Origin of the sequence: Limnothrix sp. FACHB-1083, assembly GCF_014696485.1 — a bacterium.
GTDB lineage: Bacteria > Cyanobacteriota > Cyanobacteriia > CACIAM-69d > CACIAM-69d > CACIAM-69d.
The window spans coordinates 454,628-481,611 of sequence record NZ_JACJQD010000001.1; the positions used below are offsets into that span (position 1 = coordinate 454,628).

The window sequence follows — 26,984 nt, forward strand, 5'->3', positions numbered from 1 at the left end:
ATCACTGGTTGATCAATTCAATTAGCTGGGATTGGTAGCTGGGATTGGCTTGATCGTCGATTGGGTCATTGCTTAGGACATCGGTTGGATCAGTAGTTTTAACTTGCCCCGATCGCCCCTGTTTGATATCGATCTCGCAGCTTTCAAATTGTCAATTTCCTGCAAGAATTGTGGTTTTTTGTTGATGAACCTCAAGCTGAACCTCAATCCCAATTCAGTGCAAATGAGACTCAATCGGCTTGATTTTTCATGGCTTACCGATCCGTCTGTTGCATCCGTCTGTCTCAACGGATGAACTTAAACCCCAATCCCCACACAGTCCCCACATACAATTCCCACATCCCGATCGGGCGTAGGTGGCAACCCCATACAATCCTTTCTCTATTGTTTCGCCAAAACTCCAAATTCATAGCGATTGTTGAGCATTTCTTCACCGAGTAAGTATCGATTCAGGGGGCCGGCGTTGTTGGGTTGAATGCCAGCGGCGGGGGCCGGATGCCAGCCACCACCATTGCGCGGCGATGTGGGGAGGGTGCCTGCGGTTGTAGGCGAGGGTTGTGGTCGTTGGGGATTGTCCTGGGGTGGCGGTTGCAATCGATCGGGCAAATATTGCTGAAGCAGCGCGGCCACCTTTTCCAGGCGCAGAGGCTTGGGCACAAACACCGAAGCCCCAACCAGCTTGGCCCGCACCCGGTCGATCGCCCCGCGATTACTGGTGACAATCGCGATCGGCACATTGGCCAACAGGTTCACCCGTCGCAACTGGGTACAAAGCTCATAGCCATTCACAATCGGCATCACCAAATCCAGCAACACCATATCTGGTCGCTGCTCGATCGCCGCCGCCAAGGCCCTTGTCGCCTCCGTGATATGCACAAACCGACAACCCAAACGATGCACCACGGGGCGCAGCAGCTTGCCCACCATCGGATCATCGTCAATCAACATCACCAAGGGTTGCTCAGAGTTCGGGGCTTGGGTTGCTGGAGTGGGCTGGGGTGTTGGGGTCTGGTTCGCCGCCGGCCCACCCGATCGCCCTGGAGCGGTGGCGGCTCTGTCCCGGGGCGCTGCGGACTGTGGGGGCTTAACTGGTGCTGCTTGCGGCGTGAACAGCAAATTCAGCACCGTGTCCGCCGGGCGATCGTCCAAGGGCAGAAAATCCAAGCCCCCACGCTCCACCAAGTGATGCAGCAGATGCACGACGATCGACATGGGCTGTTTCATCACCAGCGAGACATCCCAGGTCGATCGTTGACCATTCAGCAACGGAGCCAACGTTAAAAACGTCGATCGGTCATTTTGAGTTGTTGCGGACGGAGACCAATCCAACTGGGCCAACTGCGGCGCGCGATCGGCCTGCTCTGGCGACAACCCCACCGACTCCCACCGTTGCAGCAACTTCACCACCGACTGCATCACCGCCAACAGGGCCTCACTGCCGAGCAACTGTTGCGCCACCGCCCGCGTGTCCGGCAAAGCGGGCACATACTTATCCCAGTGAGACACCACCGTGGGATCGCTCGCCGCCGCAAACAGCACCTCCTGAGCCACCGACTCCAGCACCGAGTGCAACTGGGCCGGTGTGACTTGACCCGCCAACAGCGCCGTCGCCAACCACCACACTTCCCATAGGGGCCGTGCCGTTTCCGTCAGCGGAACCGGCTGCAAATTCACCCCCGATCGCTTCAGGGCCCGTTGCCAACGGCGAATCCGAAACTGCTCATCGATCGCCCACAACAAGCGACCCTGCAAAAAAATCAAGCGCCAGCGACTCGGCCCCCGCTCCAGCACCAACACCCCCGAAGCCCGTCGCTGCACCACCGTCGCCAGCGTCCGCGACACCTTTGTCCATCCCGTTGCTGCTTCAGTCATCGATGGACACTCCCAATCCAACCCATTGACCCATTTGACCCATGGCTAATTGATCACGACGCTCCCGTCGTCCTCAAATAATCATTCGAGAATCATTCACCAATCACCGATTCCTCAGACCATTCATCGATCCCATTCATCGATCGCTGGCCAATTCCTTGGCCCTGGACTCACACCCCCAATTCCACCCCGATCGTCCTTAATGCTCCTTTGCGAACCTTAGAGAATGTTTGAAAAATCTCTTTTAGCCCGTGCTAAACACCAATAGTTGTGGGGGCAAGGGGCTTAAGCCCCTTGTCTACGTCGATCAATTTTTAGGGAATTTCTGCCGCTGTAAAACTGATTCCGTCTGGGCGATAGATCCCTGAGTGATGGTCAACTTTGCTCGCCAAATTGCTTGATTTTGCTAATCAATGGCGATGAACCCAAAGCCGATGTGAATGTTATGTATTAATTGATACTCCAAGTTCACCTCCTACTGAACTGATTTGAGAACAGGTTGAGCAAGCTCAAACGTTGTCGTGGTCTACAAACAGTCGCCTAGCAGCAATCGGGAAATTTACCGAAGAAATGGCGAGAGTTAACCCAGAGATCATGAGGACATATTTAATTATTAAATAATAATTTAATTGATTTCAAACGGTTATTAACTTTTCTTGATGATCGTGTTGGCTTCGGATCTGCTCTCTCGCGTCTTTCGCAGACTAAAACCGCTCCTCAGAACAGTTTAGGACTTGCCGGCTAACATATGAATGATTGGTATTTTTAATCCACTGGTTGCTTGGATGTTTACCAGATCTGTCTTTAAGAAATTTTAGATTTTTTTCATGTTTACAAAAATCACTCATGATCAAGCGATCGCTCGACCCACTTAGGGAATAATTCTCAAGAGATTAATCACCCAAAAGTAATTGAATGATTTAGAAAAAATTCCCAAGAAATATTGATTCTATTATTTTTTTGCGCATTTAAACCCACTAACAAGTCAAGCTACCGCATAACTTGCTGCGCCTAATTAGCAAATCATGAATGGAACTTTATTCCATGCGATCGCAACTCTTGTCAGTTTAAGTTTTCATCAATGCTGCCAAGGCCTAAAACAATGACGAAAAGTGTTTTTTCAGAAAGCTGACCAAGCGTCAATTTTGACACGCTGGTCGCGACTGGGGCAGATTGACCAGCAAAATGCGGTCGATATGCTCAAAATTCCGCCAAAATGAGCCGATTGCCATTTTTCGATCATTCCCAGGTTTTTCTTTGCATCCTGCCACTTTATTCAACCTTCAAAGATTGGTCGGAAAGCGAAGGAATTGTGGAGCAATGATGAAGGAGATCGCTAATTTTGGGTCATTTAGGGCATTTTGAATGAGACCCCAATTCAACTTCTCATCATTCAACTTCTCATCAATCGGTGGCGGGGGCTGTGGCGGAAAGGATCCCATTGGCCACGGCATAGCCCCGGGGGGTGATCACCTTGCCGCTGTGGGTGAAGGTGCTGGCGTTGCCAATTAAAACGACGGTGAGCATATCGATCGCCTGTAAATCAACCGTAGCCAAGGTGGCAATGGTGATCTGTTCGTCGGGCCGGTGGAGCGATCGAGCCAGAACCACGGGGGTTTCGGGCGATCGCTTGGCTCGCAAAATCTCGAAGGCCGTTTCAATTTGGGTTTGGCGCGTTTGCGATCGGGGGTTATACAACGCCACCACAAAGTCTCCGGCCGCCGCCGCCTGCAACCGCTGCACAATGACGGGCCAGGGCGTGAGCAAGTCCGACAGGGAAATGGCGCAAAAATCATGCATCAGGGGCGCACCCACGCGGGCGGCGGCCGCTTGCAGGGCCGTGATGCCGGGCAACACTTCCACCTGTGGAGTCTGGCCGTCCCAATGGCGGGCCGCCAAACATTCCAGCACCAGCCCGGCCATGGCATAAATTCCACAGTCGCCAGAGGAAACCACAGCCACCCTTAGCCCCTGTTCCGCCAGGTCGATCGCCCGTTCAGCACGCTGCTTTTCGCGGGTGATGGGGCTACCTTCAATGATTTGCCCCGGATGCAACAGGGGACGCAGCAGGTCTAGGTAGAGTTGATAGCCAATGATTACGTCGCACTGGCTGAGGGCGGCGCGGGCGGCGGGGGTGAGCTGATCCAAGGAGCCGGGGCCCGTACCAATCAGCCACAGCTTGCCCAGGTGGGGGGTATATTCTCGATCGGCCCGGGCCAGGGCGATCGTGCAAGCGCCGGAGCCACTGTTGGGGGCCCGAAACACCTGTTTTTCCCGAATCAGTTCGGCTCCGTCGGCCGCCAGCCGGGCCGCCGCTTCCGCCACCGAGGGCGTGCCCACCTCTGAGCGCACCACCTCCGAAGGGTTGGGTACGGCGATCGGGGCCAGGGCGGCGGCGGTGAACCAACGGGCGGCCAGATCGAGCCGATCGACCAAGGCCAGCAAACCCACCTCATCCTGTTTCAGGTCGATCGAACCAATCCCGGCGATCGCCTCCGGAGCCAAATCCGCTTGCTCCAATACTTGGGCCAAGGCCGCTGCCATCTGACCTTCGGGGGTGTGACGTTCGCAACCAATGCCAACCCAAAGGGTGCGCGGATGCCAGGCCACGGCGGGCAAGGGCAAGGGTGGCAAGGGGCGATCACTAATCCAAACGATCGCCCGCAAATTGGGGGGCAACTCGTCCCAATCCACCAAGTCCGCTTCCGACAGGAGCACAAAGGGGTGAAACTCCGGCAACTCCTCAATCCACAGATTCCAGCCGCAGGTTTGCACCACGCCCACGGTCTCGAACCGGGCGATCGCGCTGGCCACCCCCAGCCAATCCCCTTGGCCCCGTCGCCAACCGTAGCGATCGCCCAACAGATCGATCGCCGGGAGCTGCTGCCCTTCGGCGGCACTGGTAATCACCGGTTCCACCGCCAACAGTCCCGCCACCTGTCGGGTCAAGGCATCAGCCCCGCCCAAATGTCCCCCACAAAGGCTGATCACATGGTGACCCGTTTCATCAACGGCCACCACGGCCGGATCGGTGCGTTTGTCTTGCAAATGGGGGGCGATCGCCCGCACCGTGGCCCCCACCGCCAACACAAAAATCAGCGGTTGCCCCGCCGCCCAGCGATCAGCCACCAAGGCCCGAAAGTCTTCGTAGGTGCGAAGGGCATTCTGGGAACCCGCCGCCGCACTGCCCCGGGCCGAATCCTTCGTCCAAATCACGGAGCCGGGCAGTCCCGCTTGGATTTGTTGGGCCAACCGCAGACCGCGAGGCGTGGGCGCTAGGATGGCAACGGAAGGGCGATCGCTCATGGGTTGGGTGCCAGGAAGAGACAGGACTTTTCAGCTTACCGACTGAGGGGCGAAGGTGATTGAGCTGTGAGTAAAAAAACTAGCACCTACGGATGGGTGGCCACGATTGGCTGGGTGATGGTGGCGGGCTGTGCGGTTCAGGCGGAAGCCCCCCGATCGGCTCAATCCTCCCGATCGGCTCAATCCTCACCCGAACAGCAATCGCCCAACCCCAGCCCGATCGCCGCCAACGTCCCGATCGTCCCGCCCGACGGAGCCAACCCTTGGCCCGCCGAGTGGGAAGCGGCCTACCAAGCTCGGGGGCGGGCCCTCATTGCCCAATTTGCCAACCCCAAAACCTACGGCAATGGCTATTTTGAAAATGAGAAAAAGTCCTATCCCAAGGCCATGCTGGACTTTTTGGCGGGCAACCGCGATCGGGCGATCGCCTTCCTGCAAAAGCCCGACCCGATCCCCAGCAGCACCGAACATACCCTTGGCATTGATTTCTATCCCGCCTTCACCCTGAAGGGACAGGTGCGCAAATACTTTTATTTTGGGCAATTTCTCGATCCAACCTATCGCGATCGGATGAAGCAGGGAGCCGCCCTCTGGACAAAGTTAGATCCCCTGAAGCAGTTTTTCAGCACCCCACAACCCTTTTGGAATCGATCGCGCGATAACTGCATCACCTGGGTAGATTGCCGCAACACCGATAATTTGAGATCGATGCGAGAAACGGCCGTTTATCTGTTTGCCATGGAAGCCGGCAACCGAGAAACCGCCGCCATTTACCGCGATCGCCTGCAAAGTTTTGCCCGCAATCTTTACAAAATTGGTCAGGGAGAATGGGACTCGGAAACCTACTGGGGCCACACGTTCACCGCCTGGCTGAATCTTTACGACTTTGCGCCGGAACCGGAAATGCGGGCCACGGCTAAGGCCGCCCTGGATTGGTTAAGCATCACCGGAGCGTTGAAATATTGGCGCGGCGGCTTTGGGGGCCCCAGCAAACGCGACGCTAGCAAGGGAAATGCGCCCTTGGCCGCTTTGGCGAGCAAACTGCTGAATTTATATTTTGGGGAGGCGATCGCCCCGGATCCGGATCCCGACCCCGATGGTGTTCATGCCCTCACCAGTGGTTACCGACCGCCGGCCGTGGCGGTGGCCCTGGCCCGCAAACGGTTCGATCGCCCCCAAGAAGTGTTTGCGGGCAAACCCACCTATGAACATTGGAAACCGGGCGCACGCGATCGCCCCTTGTATTACGAAACGCTCTACTTTGGCCGCACCTTCCAATTGGGCAGCCTGGCCCAAGGGTCGATCGATGATGTGAACGGTTTTAAACTGCTAGCCACCCACCCCAGCCGGGGCGTGGATTACCTGCTGGCCGGTTCCGGGGTGAATCCCGAGAAAATTTCTACCCACCACCAACCGGACACCCACGACGCGATCGGGCAGTTTGGGCCCCTGTTGGTGTGGCTGAATGACGGGCGGGCCCCGTTTCAGTGGAGTTTGCCCCAAGCGGCCGCCAGCGAAACGGCCCAAACCGCCGCCGGTCAGCCGGTTTTGTTTTGGCAGTTGGCCGAAACTTGGATTGCCATTTACCCGATCGGGCTGACGCTGCCCCAGGTAAACAACAGCGAAACCACCAAGCTACAAAAGCGCTATCCCACGGATCAACTGTGGGTGGCTCGCCCCGATCGCCCTGCCGGAACCCTCACGGGCTGGGCCATGGAAGTTGGGGAACCGGGAACTAATCAGAATTTCGCTACGTTTCGGGCGGCGGTGTTGGGGCGATCGCACTGGGTTGTGAACCAAAACACGGTCACTTTCACCGGTTCCCAAGGCAATCAACTGGCCGTGACCCAACGGGGGCCCGATCGCCCCGTTGTGAGACGCAACGGAGAAAAGCTCGATTGGGGCCAGTTTGCGGCCTATCGATCGCGCAACCCAGCCCGCCCCGATCGACCGCTGATCACCCAAGATTGGGAAGGGGGAACCCTCCGCGTGATCGTTGGCGAGCAAACCTGGACAGGCTCCGCTCCCGATCGCTAGATCAAGCAATCGCTCAATCAGGGCGACTCGCGCAAAACATAACCAACCCCCCGCAAGGTGTGGATCAGGCGAGGGCGCTGGGCCATTTCTAATTTGATCCGTAAGGCTCGGATATAGACTTCCACGATGTTAGATTCGCCGCCAAAGTTATTGCCCCAAACGGATTCCAACAGTCGATCGCGCGAAATCACCTGACGCGGATGGCGCAACAAAAACTCGAGTAAATCAAACTCCTTGGCCGTTAAGTCCACCCGATCGCCCCCGCGTTGCACCTCCCTGGTTAGCGGATTCAGGGTCAAATCTGCCAGGGTGATTTGATCGGGTTCGTGGGGCGAAACTCGCCGCAAATGGGCCCGCACCCGCGCCAACAGCTCCGCAATGCTGAAGGGCTTCACCACATAATCATCCGCACCCGCATTCAAGCCCGTGACCCGATCGAGAATTTCATCCCGGGCCGTCAGCAGAATAATGGGGGCCTGTAAGCCCGTTTCTCGCAACCGCAAACAAAGATCCAAGCCCGACAGCCCTGGCAACATCCAATCCAAAATCAACAGATCCGGCGACGGGTGCGATCGGGCGGCGTTTAGCCCCTCCAGTCCTGTGGTTGCCACGGTTACCCCGTAGCCCTCCAGTTCCAATTCTCCTGCCACAAATCGCGCCAAATTGGCATCATCTTCCACCACCAGAATTCGGGCTGTGGGGGGATTGAGCTTCAAGGGTGAAACCATAATGGTCATCAATCACGGATTGATCAATTGATCAACGGATGAATCGGATGCAGAGGACATGTGCCAGCGAGGAAGTCTGATCGTGAAGGTGCTGCCCAGGCCCGGTTGCGATTGCAGATCGATGCGGCCGCCCATCCCTTCCACGGCTCCCTTGGCGATCGCCAGGCCCAAACCCGTGCCATCGCGCGATCGGGTCATTTCATCTTCACCCCGATAGAAGCGCTCAAAAACCCGGGCTTGTTGATCCGGAGGAATGCCCATCCCGCGATCGCGCACTTCAATGGCGGCCCAGCCCGCCTGATGGCTCAGTTGCAGGGTCACGGGCTGCTCGGGGGCGGAATATTTCACGGCATTGTCCAGCAAATTCCGAATGGCGCGGGTCAGGCGATCGCGGTCAGCCAAAACCACCACGTCCTCCGCCACCAAATGCAAATGGATGGGCCGATCGCAGGCCAGCCGTTGCCAGTCCGTCACCTCTGACAGCAGGGTATTAAGGACGATCGGCGCTTGCCGCAAGTGGAGTTGCCGATTGTCAATGCGGGCCAGATCTAACAAATCCTGCAACATGCGCACGGTGCGATCGGTCTCCGCTTCCGCCGTGGTCAAGGCTTGCAACTGATAGTCGTTCAGGTTGGTGCTGCGCCGCAGGAGGCTTTGCAAATAACCCAGCACCACCGTGAGCGGGGTGCGCAGTTCATGGGAAACATTGCCCACAAATTGTCGTTGTTGTTCCCAAGAACGCGACAGCCGCGCCAACATCTCATTAAAGGCTTGGGCTAGGCCCCGGACTTCATCGGGGGCCCCTTGCAACTCCAGGCGGGCCCCGGCCAAGTCATCGGCAGAAACGGCGCTGGCCACTTGGCTCATGGTGGCCAAGGGCAGGAGGGCTAAGCGAATTCGCCGCCCGATCGCCCCCAGTGCAACCACCATGGCTAAACCATTCACCAACCACAGCAGCCGCAAACTGCCATGGAGCTTGTGCCAATCATGGCTCACATTCTGGGCAAAGTAGACCCGCCCGATCGCCCGGCCCCGTACCGTCAAGGGCTGCTCGCATAAAACCCAAACTCGGCCATCGCGGTGAACAATGGTCAACCGCTGGGCGGCGGCAGGTAAAGACTGCACCAAATTGCGGACGATCTGATAGTTCTGATCATCTTTGGGTTGGGCCAGCAAGCGCCCTTGATCATCGGTGACCCAAGCTAACAGCCCCGCCATGGCCACCTTGTCGATGGTGGTGGGTAATCCTTTGGCCAGCCCCTCGTGCTGATCGTAGAGGGCCAACTCCTCGGGAAAGCGCTGGGAAATATAACTGAGGGTTTGCTTGTGGGCAGTGGCGAGGGTCTGTTCCATTTGCCAGGTGGACCAAAGGGCCGCCGTGCTCAGGCTCAAGACCGCGATCGCCCCTAATTCAAGGGTGAGTCGCCCCTGCAACGATGACCACCGCCAGCCCGATCGGCCCAATGGCCCCGATCGATCGCCCGGGGCGGGTTGCGGGGCGATCGCGTCAGTCCCTCGCTCGGGCAGAGTTGGGGTTGCGGTTTGGGGCGATCGCTGGGAGGGCTTAGACCTCCAATGGGCAATCCTTCCCCGAAGCACTTGAGTGAACAGCATGGGAACCTTGGCCTCAGGGTCGCTTTCCCAGTCTAAACCCGTTCCAACAGGCCGATCGGGACTTGCTGAAACGGGTTAGGGCCTGTCATGGGTTTCATCGTAGGGGCGGGGTCTCCACGCCCAGCCCCTGTGATCCCGGTTCCAGGGCTGGGCGGGGTTGTGGCGATCGCTCGGGTTAGGGTTGGGAGACCCAACCCCTACGGCAATGGAAATGACGACAGGCCATCAAGCCCCTTGCCCCCTACGATCTTCAGGGCGGAATCAGAGTTTCAGACCATAGGGTCTCAGGCAATTCGCCGACCAGTCCTAGCCTTGGCGCAGTTTTTCTGACCAAACCCGCGTCGGCAGACCCCAAACATAGATGAAGCCCTCGGCGGCCTTGTGGTCAAATTCATCATCAGACCCGTAGGTAGCCAGTTCCGGCGTGTAAAGACTCTGCTCGGACTTGCGACCGACGATCGCCGCATTGCCCTTGAACAGCTTGATCCGCACCGTGCCGGTTACCCGCTTTTGGGTTTCGTTGATGAATCCGTCCAGCGCCGCCTTCAAGGGGCTGTACCAGAGGCCGTTGTAGATCAATTGGCTGTAGGTTTCTTCAATGCCGCGCTTGTAGTGGCTCACATCAGCGGTCAGGGTCAGGCTCTCCAGATCCCGGTGGGCGGCGATCAGCACCGACAGGGCCGGCACTTCGTAGATTTCGCGGGACTTAATTCCCACCAAGCGGTTTTCCACCATGTCGATCCGGCCGATGCCGTGGTTGCCGACGCGGGTGTTGAGTTCCTCAATCAGGGCGATCGAGTCCAAGGTGCGGCCGTCCAGGGTGACCGGCGTGCCCGCTTCAAAGCCAATTTCCACGTAGTCCGGCTCATCCGGCGTGTCGGCGATCGCCTTGGTCATCAGGTAAATTTCTTCCGGCGGCTCCGTCCAGGGATCCTCGAGGGGGCCCGCTTCAATGCTGCGGCCCAGCAGGTTGCGATCGATGCTGAAGGGCGACTTTTTCTTCACGGGCGCGGGAATCCCGAACTTTTCTCCGTAGGCGATCGTTTCTTCGCGGCTGAAGCCCCACTCGCGAGCGGGAGCCAACACCTTAATGGTGGGGTCGAGGGCCGCGATCGCCACATCAAACCGCACTTGGTCGTTGCCCTTGCCTGTGCAACCGTGGGCTACCGCGTCTGCGCCATATTCCGCCGCCGCCTCCACGAGCGCCTTGGCAATCAGCGGGCGCGCCAGGGCCGTTGAAAGGGGATAGCGGTTTTCGTAAAGGGCATTGGCCCGCAGGGCCGGGAACGCATAATCCTGCACGAACTCGGCCCGCAGATCCGCCACCAGCGAAGTACTGGCTCCGGAGTCGAGGGCTTTTTGCTTGATGGGGCCCAGTTCGTCGCCTTGCCCTAAGTCGGCGGCCAGGGTAATGACTTCTTCAACGCCCCATTCCTGCATCAGGTAGGGAATGCAAACGGAGGTATCCACACCGCCGGAGTAGGCGAGGACAACTTTCTTGGCGCGACCCATGTATTTTGCTCAAGCTGCGAGAAAACAACCCCATATTGTAGGCACGGCCCGGGCGATCGCAACGGTCAGTTAGCGTACCAACTTTGAGGACTTCTTGACTTTGGAGTGACTTGGGAATGATTTTGGAGGGATTTTGCAGGGTTGGCATCGATGGCTGGGCGATGGGGCCGTAACCAAAAATGGCTCATTGGTTTTTTAATGAGTCCCCCCAATTAGCGCCCTGATTCGCCCTCCTAGTAGCGCGACAGGCTTAATACATTGGGTCAAAATTGCGGAGCCAGTCGTGGTAACAAGGGGCTTAAGCCCCTTGCTGCTTAACGATCAGGTGACGGTAACAGCTATGTAATTTAACCCAGCGAATTAAGGTAGCCATGCTACTAGAGCTTGGCTTGGTAGTCATCGATCGCCTGATAAAGCCGCTCCACCTCCCGATCGGGAATGAAATCCAACAGGGGAATCGATCGCTTGCCGGCCCCAATTTCGATCGCCATTTCCCCTAACAAAGCGGTCAGCTTGGCACGGCTGAAGGTGCGATCGAGCAAGAGGGGATAGATTTTTTCAGCGAGGGCACTGTGCAAATGGGCATGGGCCAAATCGAGATGCCATTTGGCAATGTCCAGATAGGCCACATCGCCAATCTCTGCGGCCAAGGTTTCGATCGCTTCATTACTGACAGATTTCGACATTTCAGCACCTGCGGTTGAGTTGGATCACTTGCAGACTTAATTATCCAGATTGCTGGGCGGTGAGGCCAGCTTTTGCAACTGAACAGCACATGCCTTCAGTTCCGGTTCAAAGGAGTCGGGACAAGCTTCCGGGTGGGTGAGGGCGTTGGCTTCGGCCCCGTCACCCCACAGGGATCCCCAATGCATGGGCACAAACACGGTTCCCGGCGCGATCGCCCGGGTCACCTTGGCCGGAAACCGCCCATCGCCCCGGCGCGACTTCACCGCCACCCAGTCGCCCTCCTGGATGCCCAGGGGTTCCGCATCCTTGGGGTGAATTTCGATGAAGGGATTCGGGTGCAGCTTTTTGATTTTTTCAATCCGACCGGTGCGGGTTTGGGTGTGCCAATGGCCATAGAGCCGGCCTACGGTCAACACGAGGGGATAGGCCGCATCGGGTGGTTCCGCCAGCCCGCGCGAGTGAACCGCCAGAAATTGAGCCCGCCGATCGGGAGTATGGAATTGTCCATCGGTATACAACCGCTTGGTGGGGGCTGGCTGCAAAGGGTCGATCGCCCCATCCGCCGGAAAAGGCCATTGTTGGGGGCCAGCGGTTCTGAGCCGATCATGACTCAAACCGGTCATGTCGCAAGGGCGGCCTCGGGTCAATTGCACAAATTCGCCATAGACCTCCGCTGAGGATTGGAACCAAAACTGCTCCCGGAAGCCGAGCCGCCGGCCCACCTCCGCAAAGATGGCCCAATCTTCCTTGGCTTCTCCCGGAGGGGGCTGAAACGCCTGAGAAAGGGTCACCATCCGCTCAGAATTGGTCATCGTGCCGGTTTTTTCGCTCCATTGGGTGGCGGGCAGCAGCAAATGAGCAAAGGCACTGGTTTCCGTGGGGTAATAGGCTTCTTGATAGATCGTGAAGGGCGATCGACTCAGGGCGGCTTTGGTGCGGTTCAGGTCGGGAAAACTAACGGCGGGATTGGTGGCCGCAATCCACAATAGGCCCACCGCTCCCGCCTCCAGCCCTTCCACAATTTCCCAGGCGGCCCGGCCCGGTGTTGGGGAAATGCGACCCGGGGGCAGGTTCCAAAAAGCCTCTACTTCGGCCCGGTGCTGGGGATTGGTCACGGAGCGATAGCCCGGCAGCAACCGCGACAAACCGCCGGCCTCGCGGCCGCCCATGGCGTTGGGCTGGCCGGTCAGGGAAAAGGGCCCCGCGCCCGGTTTGCCCATTTGCCCCGTCAGCAGGTGCAGGTTAATGATGCTGCGGACTTTAGCTGTGCCTTCGGAGGATTGGTTAATGCCCATGGACCAAAGGGACAAGACCCGATCGCTCTGGGCCCAAATTCGCGCCGCCGCCTCGATCGACTCCACCGAAATGCCGCATTGCTCGGCCACGCGATCGGGCGGGTAATGTTGCAGCAAATCTTCGTAGGCTGCGAAGCCGCCCGTGTGGGCTTCGATATAGGCGCGATCGATCTGATCCCACTTCAGCAGCAGGTGGGCCATGCCGTTCAGTAAGTCGATGTCAGTGCCGGGGCGAATGGGCAAATGGAGATCGGCCACCTGGCCCGTTTCGGTGCAGCGGGGATCCACCACCACCAATCGCACCCGATCGGGGTTGGCCTTGTGGTGTTTGCGGAACCGGTTAAAGACGATCGGGTGACATTCGGCCGTGTTAGTCCCGATCGCGAACAGGCAATCCGTCAGCTCCAAATCGTCATAGCTACAGGGGGGCCCATCGGCCCCGAAACTGCGTAAGTAGCCCGAGACGGCCGAAGACATGCAAAGCCGCGAATTGGCATCAAAATTGTTGGTTCCCAGGCAACCCTTGATCAGTTTTTGGGCCGTGTAGTAATCCTCCGTGACAAACTGCCCGGAGCCATACATACAAAGGCCGTCGGGCCCTTGGTTGGCCAAAACGGTTTGGATGCGATGCACGATCGCCTCAAAGGCCTCGTCCCAACTAATCCGCTGAAAGTCCTGATCCAAAGCGGATCGCCACATGGGATACAGCAGCCGATCGCGGTCGATCGACTCCAAAATCGTTGCCCCTTTTACGCAAACCATGCCTTGGCTGGAAGGATGGGCCCGATCGCCCCGCACCTTCAGCCCCGCCGGCCCTTGCACCACTTCCAAACCACACCCCACGCCGCAGTAGGGACAAACGGTTCTGACAGATTCCATGGATTAATTAAAACAACCTCTAAGTTGCGAATACGTTTACGTTGTGAAAATAAGTCAAGCCGCAGCTAGGCAACGATCCCAGCGGGCCATGAGTCAAAAAAATGCCCCTAGCGGGGCGTTGAACTGAATGTTGAACTGAGCATTGAGCTGAGGAGAGAGGCCCATAAGGCCAATTAAGCGCCGATCGCGTAGGAGCCGATCGCGTAAGAACCGATCAGGGGCCAACCCTCAGCCCTATTCCGCCGCGTCATCGTGGGCATAGCGGTTATAGAGGAAGTCGAGTGCATAGTTGCGCAGCTCGTAGTATTTGGGATCTTCCAAAAGTCGGGCCCGATCGCGCGGTCGGGGGAACGGAATATCCATCACCTCCCCAATCTTGGCGGCGGGGCCGTTGGTCATCATCACCAATCGATCGGACAGGTAGAGCGCCTCATCAATGTCGTGGGTGATCATCAACACCGTGACCTGATTTTCCCGCCAAATTTGCAGCAACTCGTCTTGCAACTCTTCACGGGTGATGGGATCCAACGCCCCAAAGGGTTCATCCAAAATCAACACCTTGGGGCAAATGGCCAGGGCCCGGGCGATCGACACCCGCTGTTTCATCCCCCCGGAAATTTCCGCCGGCCGCTTGTGAATCGCCTCAGTCAACCCCACCATCTCCAAATATTTCAGGGCCAATTGCCGCTGTGCTTCCTTGGGTTGGGTGGTGTAAACGGCTTTCACCGCCAACAACACATTTTCCAAAACGGTTTTCCAGGGCAGCAGGGCATAGTTTTGGAACACCACCATCCGATCGGGGCCGGGCCGAGTGATTCGCTGCTGCTCTAGGCGCACTTCACCGGCCGTCGGTTCCGCAAAGCCCGAAACCATGTTCAACAGGGTGGACTTGCCGCAACCCGAGTGACCAATCACCGAAACAAATTCACCTTCGGCTACCCGCAAGTTGACCCCATCCAGCACGGGGTATGGCCCCTTGGGCGTTTGATAGACCTTGGAAACTTGGTCAATCACCAAAAAATCGGGTTCCGCTGCGACAACCATGGGCGGGACGGTTTGAGAAGAGAGGGTTTGCATAGGATTGCCAGGGCTGAGGAAGGGGTCGATCGAGTCAGAGGATGAAGAGTTGGGGCGATCGGCATCGGGCCACAGGCGGGCCCCTTAACTAGGGGAAACGGAGCAGCTAAAGATTTCATCGACCCGAATTTCGGCCACACGGATATTGCGTTTAATCGCCAGGTTGTCGAGGTAGTCGATCGGGCGATCGGGGTCAAAGGTTTGGCCGTCAAACAGGACGATCGGCTTGCGGTCTAATTCCACCTCCGGCAGTCCCAAATTGCGAGCCGCAGTCAGATAGGTGGCCGTCGGGTTCACCCGTTCCATCACCTCCACCCAATTGCGGGGGAAGGGCGTAATTTCCCAACGGGCCATCTGGGCCAGGGTCCAAAGGGACTGTACCGCGTCAGGACAGGCCGATCGGCTCACAAAGAACTGATGGAAGGTGTAAAGCGCTTGGGCCTCAGAGCCATCACCCCGATCGAGCGGCGACAGGAACCCGGGCGAAATCATCTCCACCGGCAGCCCCACATAGTCGGGGCGGGCCAAAATTTCCAACACCTCAGCCCGGTTGCGATGATCATCGCAATATTCACAGGCCTCCAGCAGGGCCGTCAGCAGGGCCGCATGGGTATTGGGATAGGCCTGGGCCCAATCTTCCCGCACCCCCAGCACTTTTTCCACATGACCCGGGAACAGGTCAAGATCCGTGGCCATGATTTGACCAATGCCCTCTTGCACGGCTCGGGAGTTCCAAGGCTCTCCAACGCAATAGCCATCAATGTTGCCCGCCTTCAGGTTCGAGACCATCTGCGGCGGCGGCACGGTGGCCAAGCTGATATCCCAATCGGGGTCAATGCCGCCGGAGGCGAACCAATGCCGCAGCAACAGGTTGTGCATGGAAGCCGGATGCACCATGGCAAAGGTGTGAACCTTGTCCGGATCCCGTTCAATCAGACTCTTGAAGGTGGTCAGGTCATTCACACCCTGTTCGATCAGGCGTTTGCCCCAGGTGATGGCGTTGCCGTTGCGGGACAGCACCATGGAGGCTTGGATCGGCACGGGTTCGCTTTCGCTGCTGCCCAGGGTCATGGCCAAGGGCATTCCGGTCACCATTTGGGCCGCGTCGAGCTGGCCGCTGGCGACCCCATGGGCGATTGATTTCCAATTGGGTTTGCGCTGAAGGGTGACCTGCTCTAGGCCGTGCTTGGCAAAGAATCCCTTTTCCCGGGCGATCGCCAGGGGCGCACAGTCGGTGAGGGGAATGAAACCCAGCTCCAAATTGACCTTTTCCAGGCCATTGCCGGCCGCCACCGCAGGGGCCGCAACTTTCCGTTTCTTGGAACGTTTTTGTTGATTGAGGAAGTAAACGATTTCGTTGCGCAGGCTGTAGTAGCTGGGATGGTTCACCACGTCCATGCGGCTGCGGGGACGGGGAATATCCACCTCCAGAATTTGCCCCACATGGGCGGCGGGGCCAGTGGTTAGCATCACCACCCGATCGCTCAGGAGCAAGGCCTCGTCCACATCGTGGGTCACCATCACACAGGTGACATGGCTCTCTTCGCAAATCCGCATCAGTTGCTCTTGGAGGCCGCCTCGGGTCAGGGCATCCAAGGCCCCGAAGGGTTCATCGAGCAACAACACTTGGGGACGGGTGGCCAGGGCCCGGGCGATCGCCACCCGCTGTTTCATGCCGCCGGACAGTTCGCCGGGAAGCTTATCGGCCGCGTGGGCCAACCCCACGAGCTGAATGTTTTCTTCCACGATCGCCCGCCGCTCTTCCTTGGGCAGGTTCTTGAGCACCGTGTTGACGGCCAGGGCGATGTTGTCGCGGACGGTTTTCCAGGGCAACAGGGAGTAGTTTTGGAACACCACCATCCGATCGGGCCCCGGGGCTTCGATTTGGCGACCGTTCAAGATGGCCCCGCCACTGGTGGGCCGATCGAGGCCCGCAATGATGTTCAGCAGGGTGGACTTGCCGCAGCCAGAGTGACCAATCAGGGAAATAAATTCCCCTTGCTTGATCTCAAAGTTGATGTTTTGGAGCGCAATGTAGCGATCGCCCCCCGGCAGCGGAAAGATTTTGTCAACGTGATCGATTTCCAGAAAAGGAGTCATGGTGTTGTGCGATCGAGGAGTGAGTTATCCAAAGCTATGCCCAAACTTCGCCCGTTAGCGGCGTTCCGGCGGCACGGCAATGCTGCCCAAAAAAGCCACGAATCGATCGAGCAACAGCCCCACCAAGCCCACAAAAATCAACGCCAGGATAATTTCACTGGTCAGGGAACTGTTATAGGCATCCCAGATGAAGAACCCAATGCCAACACCGCCCACCAGCATTTCCGCCGCCACAATGGCCAACCAGGACAGCCCAACGCCAATCCGCAGACCCGTGAAAACATAGGGAACCGTGGCCGGAAACAGCACGTTCAGGAAATATTCCACTCGCCCCAAACGCAGCACCCGGGCTACGTTTTTGTAGTCTTGGGGCACTTGCTGCACACCGGTTACCGTGTTCAGCAAAACCGGCCAAACTGCTGTAATGAAAATTACAAACAGCGCCGCCGATTGGTTGTTTTTCAAGGCTTCCAAGGAAATGGGCAGCCAAGCCAATGGCGGGATGGTTCGTAGTAGTTGAAAGACCGGATCCAGTGCGTCATAGATCAGCGGGTTACTGCCGATCACAATGCCCACTAAAACCCCAATAATTGCCGCCGCTGAAAAGCCGATCGCCACCCGCTGCAAGCTGGCCATTAAATGCCAAAAAATGCCCACGTCGGTGCTGTTGGGATCCGTGCGATCGAACGCACCCACAATCAATTCCTGGGTGTCGCCAAACACTTCCAGGGGCCCCGGCAAAGGTGCTCCGGGAATTGAGCAAATTGCCTGCCAAGCCACCAAGCAAATGAGCGTTCCCACAATGGCCGCAATCACTTTGCGGGCATTTTTCTTAGATAACGGCACAAAGCGAATAATCGAATCAACGAGCGAACTAGAACTACTTGCAGCCATGGTGGTCAAACCTGAGTGTGATGAAATCCTCAATCGATCGTTGAGCATTCGATGGGCATTCGATGGGCATTCAAGTTGTCAGCCTGAGTCGATCGTTGCGCTTGCTCACAGATGGCTGAAACCCTCCAACAACGGCTCATTCTCGATGAGATTATCAAGCCTGATCAAATGATTTGATTCAGGCGACTGACCCAGGAATTTTGATCGGGCAATCTCGATCGGGCAGTCGCAGTCTAATCTCGATCGAGAGAAACCGTTGCTGGTGGCTTCAGCCCTCCCTTCAATATGGCAATCATTCCTGAATGAAAGGTTTTGATTGCCTGACAACATTCGATTCAGAACCCAGCCCTAGGCTTTCAGGGCCTTGATCTTCAGACCATCGAGATAGGCCTTGGGATTTTCCGGATCAAACTTCACCCCATCAAAGAAGGTTTCCACCCCGCGCGACGTATCCTTGGGAATTTCCGCCTCGGGCACACCCAGCGCCTTAGCTGCCTCGCGCCAAATGTCTTCCCGGTTGACCTGATCCACCAAAGCTTTCGTGTCGGTGTTTTCCGGCAAGTAACCCCAGCGAATGTCTTCCGTGACAAACCACAGATCATGGCTCTTGAAGGGATAGGAGGCGAAGTCTGCCCAGAACTTCATGGCCAGCGGGAATTTTTCTTCCTTACGCCCATCACCAAAGTCGATCGTGCCTTGGGAGCGACCCAAGATATCTTCCGCCTTGATCTTCAGCCACTCGCGCTTGCTGATGATGTCGCACATTTCGGCAATGTTTTCGGGCTTGTCGCACCACATTTGTGCTTCCAGCACTGCCATGGTCAGGGCTTTGGCGGCGTTCGGGTTCTTTTCCACCCAATCGGCACGCATCGCAAAGGCCTTTTCCGGGTGATCTTTCCACAGTTCACCGGTCACTAAGGCCGAGAAACCCAGCTTTTGGGATACCGTTTGGGCATTCCAAGGCTCACCCACGCAGAAGGCTTCCATGGTTCCGGTCTTGATGTTGGCCACCATTTGCGGCGGCGGAACCACAATCACCGACACATCCTTGTTGGGATCAATGCCACCGGCTGCCAACCAGTAGCGCATCCATAAATCGTGTGTTCCTCCGGGGAAGGTGACGGCCACTTTCACATCTTTGCCACCGGACTTTGCTTTAGCCAGAGCTGCTTTGAAAGGTTGGTTGTCAAGACCGATTTTTTGACCAAGATAGTCTTTGCTGAGGGAAATAGCCTGACCGTTGGTATTTAAACGGGCCAAGATGTTCATCGGCACGGGTTTTTTCGTGACCTTGCCGGTGGTCATCAGGTAAGGAATTGGGGAAAGAATATGCGCACCATCAATCCCGTTCCCGGCTGATCCCAATTCCAGGTTGTCGCGAGTGGCGGCCCAAGAGGCTTGCTTGACCACTTCCACATCGGGCATTCCGTATTTGGCGAAGAGGCCCTTTTCCTTGGCGATGATCAATGGGGCCGCGTCGGTGAGGGCAATGAAACCGAGCTTGGCTTTGGTTACTTCCGGCGGGGCGATCGAGGCGGCCGGCGAAGGGCTGCCCCCGGCGGAGTCGCCACCGGCCGGGCTGCTGGCGGCCTGGTTGCCACCTCCGGCAGCACAACCATGGATCGCAACGGTGGCTCCGGCAGCAGTGGCGGCGGTGAACAAAAACTTGCGGCGAGAAAAGCTGCTCATGGTTGCTGAGTTTGAAGGTAAAGAAGGGGAGTCAACGATCGGGAAGGATCGAGTGGTGTGTTGGGAGCTAAGGGCCGGGTTGGGTTACGCCTCGGCCAGGGCGGGAGATTTGCGCTCGGCTTGGAAATGCTCCACCAGCAAGTCCACCAGCACATCGTTCAGGTCTTCGCAGGGAATGCCTTTCATGACCCGATCGCCCAAGTGGGCCTCCTTGCCCACCTTGCCGCCGAGGAAAATGTCCACGGCCTCAACGGTTTTGCCGTCCTTGCGGGCCTTGCTGCCCATCAAGCCGATGTCAGCCACTTGGGGCTGGCCACAGGAGTTGGGGCAGCCGGTCCAGTGAATTCGCACTGGCCGAGGCAGCTTGACCCGATCGGTGACGGCTTGGGCCACGGCCAGGGCACGCTGTTTGGTTTCAATCAGCGCAAAGTTGCAAAACTGCGACCCCGTGCAGGAGACCAGTTCCCGCACGAGGGGGGCCGGGGCGATCGAGAAGGTTTTCAAAAGCGGCTCTTGGGTAAAAACCGCTAACCGGGAATCGGGAATGTTGGGAATGATCACGTTTTGCTCAACGGTGAAGCGCAGTTCGCCGCTGCCGTAGATATCCGCCAACCGCGCCAGATCAAACATTTGGCGCGCATTCAGCCGGCCCACAGGAATGTGTAACCCGGCGTAGTTGAGGCCAACTTGCTTTTGGGCGTGGATGCCGATGTGGTCGCGTTTGTCCCAGCAATACTCATCCTGCTCGGCGGCAGCAATCAAGGGAAATCCCAGTTGCTTTTCCACGGCGGCGCGGAATTTTTCAATTCCCCACTCGTCAATCAGCCACATCAACCGAGATTTTTGGCGGTTGGCGCGGGGGCCGTGATCCCGATAGACCACCAGGATTGCTTCACAGAGGGACACCACATCGCGCGGATCCACCCAGGCATTGAGGGGAATGGCGGGGGCCACGCGGCTGGCGGAAAAGAACCCGCCCACCACAACGTTGAACCCGAGTTTGTCGTCTTTGTAGGCGGGGATGAAGGCGATGTCGTTAATTTCGGCGTGAACCGAGTTGTCGCGGCTGCCGTCGATCGCAATGTTGAATTTGCGGGGCAGGTTGGTGAAGCTGGGGTTGCCATCACCGTTGTTGGTGATCATGTCCTGCACTTTGCGCACCAGCCCCCGGGTATCGATCAACTCGTCGGCATCAATGCCGGCCACGGGGGAACCGGTGATGTTGCGCACGTTGTCCATGCCCGATTGGATGCTGGTGAGGCCGGCGCGATCGAGCTGCTGGAAAATTTCAGGAATGTCATCCAACCGAATCCCGCGTAGTTGCAGGTTTTGGCGAGTGGTGATGTCGGCGCTGCCATCGTCGCCGTAGCGCTCAACGATGCTGGCAAGGACGCGCAGTTGGCCACTGGTGCAAATGCCGTGGGGCAACCGCATCCGCAACATGAACTTTCCGGGAGTGACCGGGCGAAAGAACACCCCTAGCCACTTCAAACGGTGATTCAAGTCGTCTTCGGGGAGGTTTTCCCAGCCCAAGCGGGCAAAGGTGGCGAGTTCGTGTTTAACTTGCAGTCCGTCTTTTTCGGCTTTGAATTTCTCAAACTTGGTGAGTTTGGAACTTGCCGGGGCGATCGCTTGAGCCATAGTTACCAGCGAGGGGGTCAATGCCGGTGGGTAAAAACTTCTGACCGCTGGCCGAGGCCAGGGAGTATTCGGTCAGAAGTTGTAGTTGCTAGAGCTGAGAATGGGCAAATGCTAGCGATCGCGCCTCAGGGCTTTTGTAATCCAAGTTACAAAAAACTTTACAGAATCCGTTTTAAGCATGAATTTCATGCAATTTCTGCATTTAAGCACCCGTGAGCCGCTCGATTCCGCCCCGATCGCCCCGATCGCCCAGTCAGCCACCCCAAAAACAGCCGATCGCCTCGGCCCAAAACTGAACCAGGCGATCGGCTCCCAACACCGGCAAAACCCTTAGAAAAAACCTCAGAACGCAGAGCTTAGAACGCAGAGCTTAGAACTTAGAACGCAAAGGTAGTGCGCACCACGCCCACCACCTGCATACCGTTGTCCTCATCATGTTCCGGGTTCACAATCACGATCACGCCCGGCGTGATAGCGATGTTATCCGTCAACCGGTGGCGGTAAATGGCTTCCACATGCAACGACGTGTCCCGATCCTCGCGGCTGGCCAAGTCGTTTTGGGTGGCCTTCGGCGGCATCCCGAAGATAATCCCGCCCACATTGCCCTCCTTGAACAAGTCCGGGAAAGCCATCGTGACAGCCCAAGTCCAGATATCCGCATTGGCCCCCCGATCGCCCCCTGATTTGGCCTCGGCATCCGTATAAGCTACCCAACCGGACAGGGTGAAACGGGGACTGAACTGCACCGCACCGATCAACCCGTAGGAATTGGCCGCAGTATCCACCCGATCGAACGGCCGTTGGGCAAAGGCGCTGCCGATGTTGTCCGTAATGTTCACATCCGCTTCATCGAAGTAGGTGTGGGTGAAGGTGAAGCCAATGCTGGTGCTGGGGGTGGGTTGATAGAGCAATTGCCCCAAAATGCCATAGCTGCCATTGAACAGCCCCGCCTCATCATCCGGGCTGCTGGCCCGAGGCGCACGGTAGGCCACATCGGCCGACCAATGTTGATTAAAACGATGCTGAATTCCCACACCGGGGCCGCGCAACCCGCGATAGATCGAGCTATAGCGCCCAAATCGGGACAGGGCCCCGGAACTGTCACTCCGCAGGTATACGTTCAGGGGATCCGTGATCCCATCCGTGCCGTGGCCATTGGCAATTAACCAGGCCCGCGTTTGATCGCCCAAGGGAAAGCGGTAGTACAAATCCCCCAACCGGAGCTGGCCGCCGCTGTTGCCGTCAAACCCCAGGCGGGTCATGCTGGTTCCCGTCAAATCGCCGTCGATCGGGATGATGTTGTTGCTTTGCAGCCGCACCCGCAACTCGTCCTTACCCGTGAAGCTGGTGTTGAAATTCAGCCGTACCCAATAGGCAAAGGTGGCGTTGTAGTCCAAATCGCCGCCGCCCGCTTTTTCGTCGCCCCACACATCGGCCAGGGCAAACATCGCCTCCGACTGGAGCTTGGTGGCCGGCGAAAAGCGATTGGCTTCCAGTTCTGCCGTGCGGGCTTCCAGGGCATCCACCCGCCCCCGCAGACCGGCCAACTCCGCCGCGAATTCCTCTTGCAGTTTTTGCAATTTCCGCAGGTCTTCCTTGGCAGCGAGCGGATCGGTGGCGGACTTGATTAGCTCATTAACCCGATCGAGGCAGGCATTCAACCCGGCGGCGAACTCATAGCGACTGAGGGGCCGGTTGCCCTTAAATGTGCCATCGGGATAACCAGCAATGCAGCCATAGCGCTCCACTAAGGATTGCAGCGCCTGAAATGCCCAATCGGTGGGCTGCACATCCGAGAGTTGCGAAACGGCGGTGACCTGGGCCAGGTCATCCGTGCCTAAGGAATCCGTGCCCAGCAGGTCGGCTTCAGTGGCCACCGTGGGGTGATCGTCCAAGGTCAGCAGGGGAATTTCCGAGGCGATCGCCCCCGTGGGTATTCCCAAAATCAAGGTCAAAAGAGGCAACAGAGCGGAGCTAGAGAGTAGTGGCAGAAAACGATGGGTCATGGGTTAGTCCTCAATAATTGCCAAGCGGTTGCGGGGAGATTGACTGAGCCGCAGTGAGCCGCAGTGAGCTGTTGCCCAGAAAAAGCTGGCTCCCCGCCAATGATTCACCTCTGCTACTTTCAAAAAACCGGATCAGGTATTTACGCTGAATGGCCAAACCGGATTTAGTTAGAAAGAGAACACGGTGCGCACCACACCCACCACTTGGGTCTCGTTATCGTTGTTGTGCTCCGGGTTAAAAATCGCAATCACACCGGGCGTAATGGCAATGTTGTCCGTGAGCTGGTGGTAATAGAGCGCCTCCACATGGAACGAGGTATCGCGATCCTCGCGGCTGTCCACATCGTTTTGGGTGGCCTTCGGCGGCATCCCGAAAATAATCCCGCCCAGGTTGCCTTCCTTAAACAGATCCGGAAAAGCCATCGTGACGGCCCAATTCCAAATGTCGGCATTGGCTCCCCGATCGTTGCCCGATTTGGCTTTGGCATCGGTGTAGCCCACCCAGCCGGACAGGTTGAAACGCGGACTAAATTGCACCGAGCCGATCAACCCATAGGAGTTGGCCAACGTATCAACCCGATTAAAGGGCCGTTGGGCAAAGGCACTGCCCACGCCGTCCGTGATGTTCACGTCGGCTTCGTCAAAGTAGGTGTGGGCGAAGGTGAACCCAATGCCAGCGCTTTTGCTGGGCTGATATAGGATTTGGCCCAAAATGCCGTAGCTGCCGTTGAACAGGCCCGCTTCATCATCCGGGTTGCTGCCCTGGGGCGCACGGTAGGCCAGATCCACCGACCACCGATCGCTAAAGTCATGTTCGATCGCAACCCCGGGGCCGCGCACACTGCGGTAGATCGAACTAAAGCGACCAAACCGCGATAGGGAACCGGCACTGTCACTGCGCAGAAACGAATTCAACGGATCGGCAATGCCGTCAGTTCCCTGACCGCTGGCAATCAGCCACATGTGGGTTTTGTGCCCGATCGGGAAGCGATAGTGCAAATCGTCCAATCGAAACCGATTGTTGCTGTTGCCATCAAAAGACAGGCGGGTCATGCTGGTTCCCGTCACGGCCCCATCGATCGGGATGATGTTGTTGCTTTGTAGCCGCACCCGCAACTCGTCTTTACCGGTAAAGCTGGTGTTGAAGTTCAGCCGCGCCCGGTAAGAAAACGTCGTGTTGTAATCCAAGTCACCGTCGCCGGCCCGCCCATTGCCAAATACGTCATCCAAGGCAAAAATCACTTCGCCTTTCAGCTTGGTGGTGGTCGAAAACTGGTTCGTTTCCAGTTCCGAAGCGCGGGCTTCCAATGAATCCACCCGACCGCGCAGGGCTGCCAGTTCCGCTGCAAATTCCTCTTGCAGTTTTTGCAATTTCCGCAGATCCTCCTTGGTCGCAAGCGGATCGGTGGCGGACTTGATTAGCTCATTGATCCGATCGAGGCAGGCATTCAACCCGGCAGCAAATTCATAGCGACTGAGGGGCCGGTTGCCCTTGAACGTGCCATCGGGATAACCAGCAATGCAGCCATAGCGCTCCACCAAGGATTGCAGGGCCTGAAATGCCCAATCGGTGGGTTGCACATCCGAGAGTTGCGAAACGGCGGTGACTTGGGCCAGGTCATCCGTGCCTAAGGGATCCGTGCCCAGCAGGTCGGCTTCGGTGGCCACCGTCGGGAGATCGTCCAAGGTCAGCAGGGGAATTTCCGAGGCGATCGCCCCCGTGGGTATTCCCAAAATCAGGGCTAAAAAAGGCAAAAGAACGGAGCTAGAGAGTAGTGGCAGACAACGATGGGTCATGGGTCAGTCCTTAAATAATTCCCAAGCTGGCAGGAGCATCATAGGCCGGTCTTTTAGGAAAAACCGTAGGCTTTGACCTACAAAAAAATCCCCAACTTGACGCTGGGGATCAGAGGTTTGGTATTTGGTGTGAGAAATAATCGGTGGGGCGATCGCCCCAAAAACGCAAATCAACTGCTCTGGAATTGAGCTGGGGTCAACTGCCCGATCGCCCTAGAAGGAGAATGTCGTGCGCACCACGCCCACCACCTGGGTATCGTTATCGTTGTCATGCTCCGGGTTAAAAATCGCAATCACACCGGGCGTAATGGCAATGTTGTCCGTGAGTTGGTGACGATAGAGCGCCTCCACGTGGAACGAGGTATCGCGATCCTCGCGGCTGTCCACATCGTTTTGGGTGGTCTTCGGCGGCATCCCGAAAATAATCCCGCCCAGGTTGCCTTCCTTGAACAGATCCGGAAAAGCCATCGTGACGGCCCAATTCCAAATGTCGGCATTGGCTCCCCGATCGTTGCCCGATTTGGCTTTGGCATCGGTGTAGCCCACCCAGCCGGACAGGTTGAAACGCGGACTAAACTGCACCGAACCGATCAACCCATAGGAGTTAGCCAACGTATCAACCCGATTAAAGGGCCGTTGGGCAAAGGCACTGCCCACACCGTCCGTGATATTCACGTCGGCTTCGTCAAAGTAGGTATGGGCAAAGGTGAAGCCAATGCCAGCGTTTTTGCTGGGCTGATACATGATTTGGCCCAAAATGCCGTAGCTGCCGTTGAACAGGCCCGCTTCATCATCCGGGTTGCTGCCCTGGGGCGCACGGTAGGCCAGATCCGCCGACCATTGGTCACTGAACTTATGCTCGATCGCAACCCCGGGGCCGCGCACACTGCGGTAGATCGAACTAAAGCGACCAAACCGCGACAGGGAACCGGAGCTGTCACTGCGCAGGAACGCATTCAACGGATCGGCAATGCCGTCAGTTCCTTGGCCGTTGGCAATCAGCCACATGCGGGTATTGTTGCTCAGTGGGAAGCGATAGTACATATCGTCCAACCGAAACTGATTGCTGCTGTTGCCATCAAAAGCCAAGCGGGTCATGCTGGTTCCCGTCACGGCCCCATCAATCGGGATCAGATTGTTGCTTTGCAACCGCACCCGCAGCTCGTCTTTACCGGTAAAGCTGGCGTTGAAGTTCAGCCGTGCTCGGTAAGAAAACGTCGTGTTGTAATCTAAGTCACCGTCGCCGGCCTTTTCATCCCCAAACACATCGGCCAAGGCAAAAATCACTTCGCCTCGCAGCTTGGTAGTGGTCGAAAACTGGTTGGCTTCCAGTTCCGAAGCGCGGGCTTCCAATGAATCAACCCGACCGCGCAGGGCTGCCAACTCCGCTGCAAATTCCTCTTGCAGTTTTTGCAATTTCCGCAGGTCTTCCTTGGTCGCGAGCGGATCGGTGGCCGCTTTAATCAAGTCATTGATGCGATCAAGGCAGGCATTCAACCCCGCTGCGAACTCATAGCGACTGAGGGGCCGGTTGCCCTTGAACGTGCCATCGGGATAACCGGCAATGCAGCCATAGCGCTCCACCAAGGATTGCAGCGCCTGAAACGCCCAATCGGTGGGCTGCACGTCCGAGAGTTGTGAAACGGAGGTGACCTGGGCCATATCATCACCCCCCAGCAACTCGGCCTGGGTGGCCAAGCTAGGTTGCTCGCTCAGGGTGGCGAGGGGATCTTCCGAAGCGATCGCCCGGTGGGGCATCACCAAACTCAAAGCCAGAGCCGACAACAGGCCAGAACTGACCAACAGGGGGCGGAAAAAATTACTCATCACGAAACTCCTCAAAACTCCTC

17 protein-coding genes are annotated in these 26,984 nt (G+C 57.3%); 2 read left to right on the forward strand and 15 right to left on the reverse strand.

From position 1 onward, the window contains the following. Positions 1-381 precede the first annotated feature (381 nt). Positions 382-1,872 (reverse strand): response regulator, encoded by a 1,491-nt coding sequence (locus H6F46_RS01740; protein WP_190355896.1) that lies wholly within the window; start codon positions 1,870-1,872, stop codon positions 382-384. Between the two features lie 1,404 nt (positions 1,873-3,276). Beyond that, positions 3,277-5,178 carry a precorrin-3B C(17)-methyltransferase gene (gene cobJ / locus H6F46_RS01745; RefSeq protein WP_190355897.1) on the reverse strand — a complete coding sequence of 634 codons (1,902 nt, stop codon included), beginning with the start codon at positions 5,176-5,178 and terminating at the stop codon, positions 3,277-3,279. 66 nt (positions 5,179-5,244) lie between these two features. On the opposite strand from cobJ, the gene H6F46_RS01750 reads away from it, so the two are divergent. Next, positions 5,245-7,215, forward strand: a complete 1,971-nt coding sequence (locus H6F46_RS01750; protein ID WP_199291322.1) for a hypothetical protein — start codon at positions 5,245-5,247, stop codon at positions 7,213-7,215. 17 nt (positions 7,216-7,232) lie between these two features. On the opposite strand, the gene H6F46_RS01755 is transcribed toward H6F46_RS01750, so the two are convergent. From H6F46_RS01755 to H6F46_RS01800, 10 genes are all read right to left on the reverse strand, one after another. Next, positions 7,233-7,943, reverse strand: coding sequence for a response regulator transcription factor (locus H6F46_RS01755; RefSeq protein WP_099534796.1), 711 nt, complete (start codon positions 7,941-7,943; stop codon positions 7,233-7,235). A 12-nt stretch (positions 7,944-7,955) separates the two neighbouring features. Next, the gene (locus H6F46_RS01760) at positions 7,956-9,557 is read right to left on the reverse strand and encodes a HAMP domain-containing sensor histidine kinase (protein WP_190355898.1); all 1,602 of its coding nucleotides are present in this window, start codon (positions 9,555-9,557) and stop codon (positions 7,956-7,958) included. A 306-nt stretch (positions 9,558-9,863) separates the two neighbouring features. Next, positions 9,864-11,069 (reverse strand): argininosuccinate synthase, encoded by a 1,206-nt coding sequence (locus tag H6F46_RS01765; protein WP_099534788.1) that lies wholly within the window; start codon positions 11,067-11,069, stop codon positions 9,864-9,866. A gap of 377 nt (positions 11,070-11,446) precedes the next feature. Further along, complete coding sequence (locus H6F46_RS01770) at positions 11,447-11,755, reverse strand: DUF3181 family protein (RefSeq protein WP_099534787.1); 309 nt, start codon at positions 11,753-11,755, stop codon at positions 11,447-11,449. A gap of 36 nt (positions 11,756-11,791) precedes the next feature. Further along, positions 11,792-13,930, reverse strand: a complete 2,139-nt coding sequence (locus H6F46_RS01775; RefSeq protein ID WP_190355899.1) for a molybdopterin oxidoreductase family protein — start codon at positions 13,928-13,930, stop codon at positions 11,792-11,794. A gap of 234 nt (positions 13,931-14,164) precedes the next feature. Further along, entirely contained in the window at positions 14,165-15,007 is an 843-nt protein-coding gene (locus tag H6F46_RS01780) for an ABC transporter ATP-binding protein (protein WP_099534785.1), read from the reverse strand. Between the two features lie 84 nt (positions 15,008-15,091). Beyond that, positions 15,092-17,107: a nitrate ABC transporter ATP-binding protein gene (locus H6F46_RS01785; protein WP_190355900.1), complete on the reverse strand. Its 2,016-nt coding sequence runs from the start codon at positions 17,105-17,107 to the stop codon at positions 15,092-15,094. A 54-nt stretch (positions 17,108-17,161) separates the two neighbouring features. Further along, positions 17,162-18,001 (reverse strand): nitrate ABC transporter permease, encoded by an 840-nt coding sequence (gene ntrB / locus H6F46_RS01790; protein ID WP_099534783.1) that lies wholly within the window; start codon positions 17,999-18,001, stop codon positions 17,162-17,164. A 348-nt stretch (positions 18,002-18,349) separates the two neighbouring features. After that, complete coding sequence (locus H6F46_RS01795) at positions 18,350-19,690, reverse strand: CmpA/NrtA family ABC transporter substrate-binding protein (protein ID WP_190355901.1); 1,341 nt, start codon at positions 19,688-19,690, stop codon at positions 18,350-18,352. A gap of 84 nt (positions 19,691-19,774) precedes the next feature. After that, the gene (locus H6F46_RS01800) at positions 19,775-21,331 is read right to left on the reverse strand and encodes a ferredoxin--nitrite reductase (protein WP_190355902.1); all 1,557 of its coding nucleotides are present in this window, start codon (positions 21,329-21,331) and stop codon (positions 19,775-19,777) included. Positions 21,332-21,518: 187 nt separating this feature from the next. Here H6F46_RS01800 and H6F46_RS01805 point away from each other — a divergent pair, with 187 nt between their 5' ends. Beyond that, positions 21,519-21,665 carry a hypothetical protein gene (locus H6F46_RS01805; RefSeq protein WP_158234521.1) on the forward strand — a complete coding sequence of 49 codons (147 nt, stop codon included), beginning with the start codon at positions 21,519-21,521 and terminating at the stop codon, positions 21,663-21,665. A gap of 43 nt (positions 21,666-21,708) precedes the next feature. Here the strand turns inward: H6F46_RS01805 and H6F46_RS01810 are convergent, their stop codons facing one another. The 3 genes from H6F46_RS01810 to H6F46_RS01820 all read right to left on the reverse strand — a co-directional run bounded on the left by H6F46_RS01810 (position 21,709) and on the right by H6F46_RS01820 (position 26,961). Next, on the reverse strand, positions 21,709-23,337 hold the full coding sequence (locus tag H6F46_RS01810; RefSeq protein ID WP_190355903.1) for an iron uptake porin: 1,629 nt from the start codon (positions 23,335-23,337) through the stop codon (positions 21,709-21,711). A 168-nt stretch (positions 23,338-23,505) separates the two neighbouring features. Beyond that, a complete protein-coding gene (locus H6F46_RS01815; RefSeq protein WP_190355904.1) occupies positions 23,506-25,134 on the reverse strand; it encodes an iron uptake porin in 1,629 nt (542 codons plus the stop codon). A gap of 213 nt (positions 25,135-25,347) precedes the next feature. Next, on the reverse strand, positions 25,348-26,961 hold the full coding sequence (locus H6F46_RS01820; RefSeq protein WP_190355905.1) for an iron uptake porin: 1,614 nt from the start codon (positions 26,959-26,961) through the stop codon (positions 25,348-25,350). Positions 26,962-26,984: the final 23 nt, after the last annotated feature.

Bases quoted from the DNA above. Each gene is read 5' to 3' on its own strand.
- H6F46_RS01740 (WP_190355896.1), bottom strand. From the start codon at position 1,872: ATGACTGAAGCAGCAACGGGATGGACAAAGGTGTCGCGGACGCTGGCG.
- cobJ (WP_190355897.1), bottom strand. From the start codon at position 5,178: ATGAGCGATCGCCCTTCCGTTGCCATCCTAGCGCCCACGCCTCGCGGT.
- H6F46_RS01755 (WP_099534796.1), bottom strand. From the start codon at position 7,943: ATGGTTTCACCCTTGAAGCTCAATCCCCCCACAGCCCGAATTCTGGTG.
- H6F46_RS01760 (WP_190355898.1), bottom strand. From the start codon at position 9,557: ATGCTGTTCACTCAAGTGCTTCGGGGAAGGATTGCCCATTGGAGGTCT.
- H6F46_RS01765 (WP_099534788.1), bottom strand. From the start codon at position 11,069: ATGGGTCGCGCCAAGAAAGTTGTCCTCGCCTACTCCGGCGGTGTGGAT.
- H6F46_RS01770 (WP_099534787.1), bottom strand. From the start codon at position 11,755: ATGTCGAAATCTGTCAGTAATGAAGCGATCGAAACCTTGGCCGCAGAG.
- H6F46_RS01775 (WP_190355899.1), bottom strand. From the start codon at position 13,930: ATGGAATCTGTCAGAACCGTTTGTCCCTACTGCGGCGTGGGGTGTGGT.
- H6F46_RS01780 (WP_099534785.1), bottom strand. From the start codon at position 15,007: ATGCAAACCCTCTCTTCTCAAACCGTCCCGCCCATGGTTGTCGCAGCG.
- H6F46_RS01785 (WP_190355900.1), bottom strand. From the start codon at position 17,107: ATGACTCCTTTTCTGGAAATCGATCACGTTGACAAAATCTTTCCGCTG.
- ntrB (WP_099534783.1), bottom strand. From the start codon at position 18,001: ATGGCTGCAAGTAGTTCTAGTTCGCTCGTTGATTCGATTATTCGCTTT.
- H6F46_RS01795 (WP_190355901.1), bottom strand. From the start codon at position 19,690: ATGAGCAGCTTTTCTCGCCGCAAGTTTTTGTTCACCGCCGCCACTGCT.
- H6F46_RS01800 (WP_190355902.1), bottom strand. From the start codon at position 21,331: ATGGCTCAAGCGATCGCCCCGGCAAGTTCCAAACTCACCAAGTTTGAG.
- H6F46_RS01805 (WP_158234521.1), top strand. From the start codon at position 21,519: ATGCAATTTCTGCATTTAAGCACCCGTGAGCCGCTCGATTCCGCCCCG.
- H6F46_RS01810 (WP_190355903.1), bottom strand. From the start codon at position 23,337: ATGACCCATCGTTTTCTGCCACTACTCTCTAGCTCCGCTCTGTTGCCT.
- H6F46_RS01815 (WP_190355904.1), bottom strand. From the start codon at position 25,134: ATGACCCATCGTTGTCTGCCACTACTCTCTAGCTCCGTTCTTTTGCCT.
- H6F46_RS01820 (WP_190355905.1), bottom strand. From the start codon at position 26,961: ATGAGTAATTTTTTCCGCCCCCTGTTGGTCAGTTCTGGCCTGTTGTCG.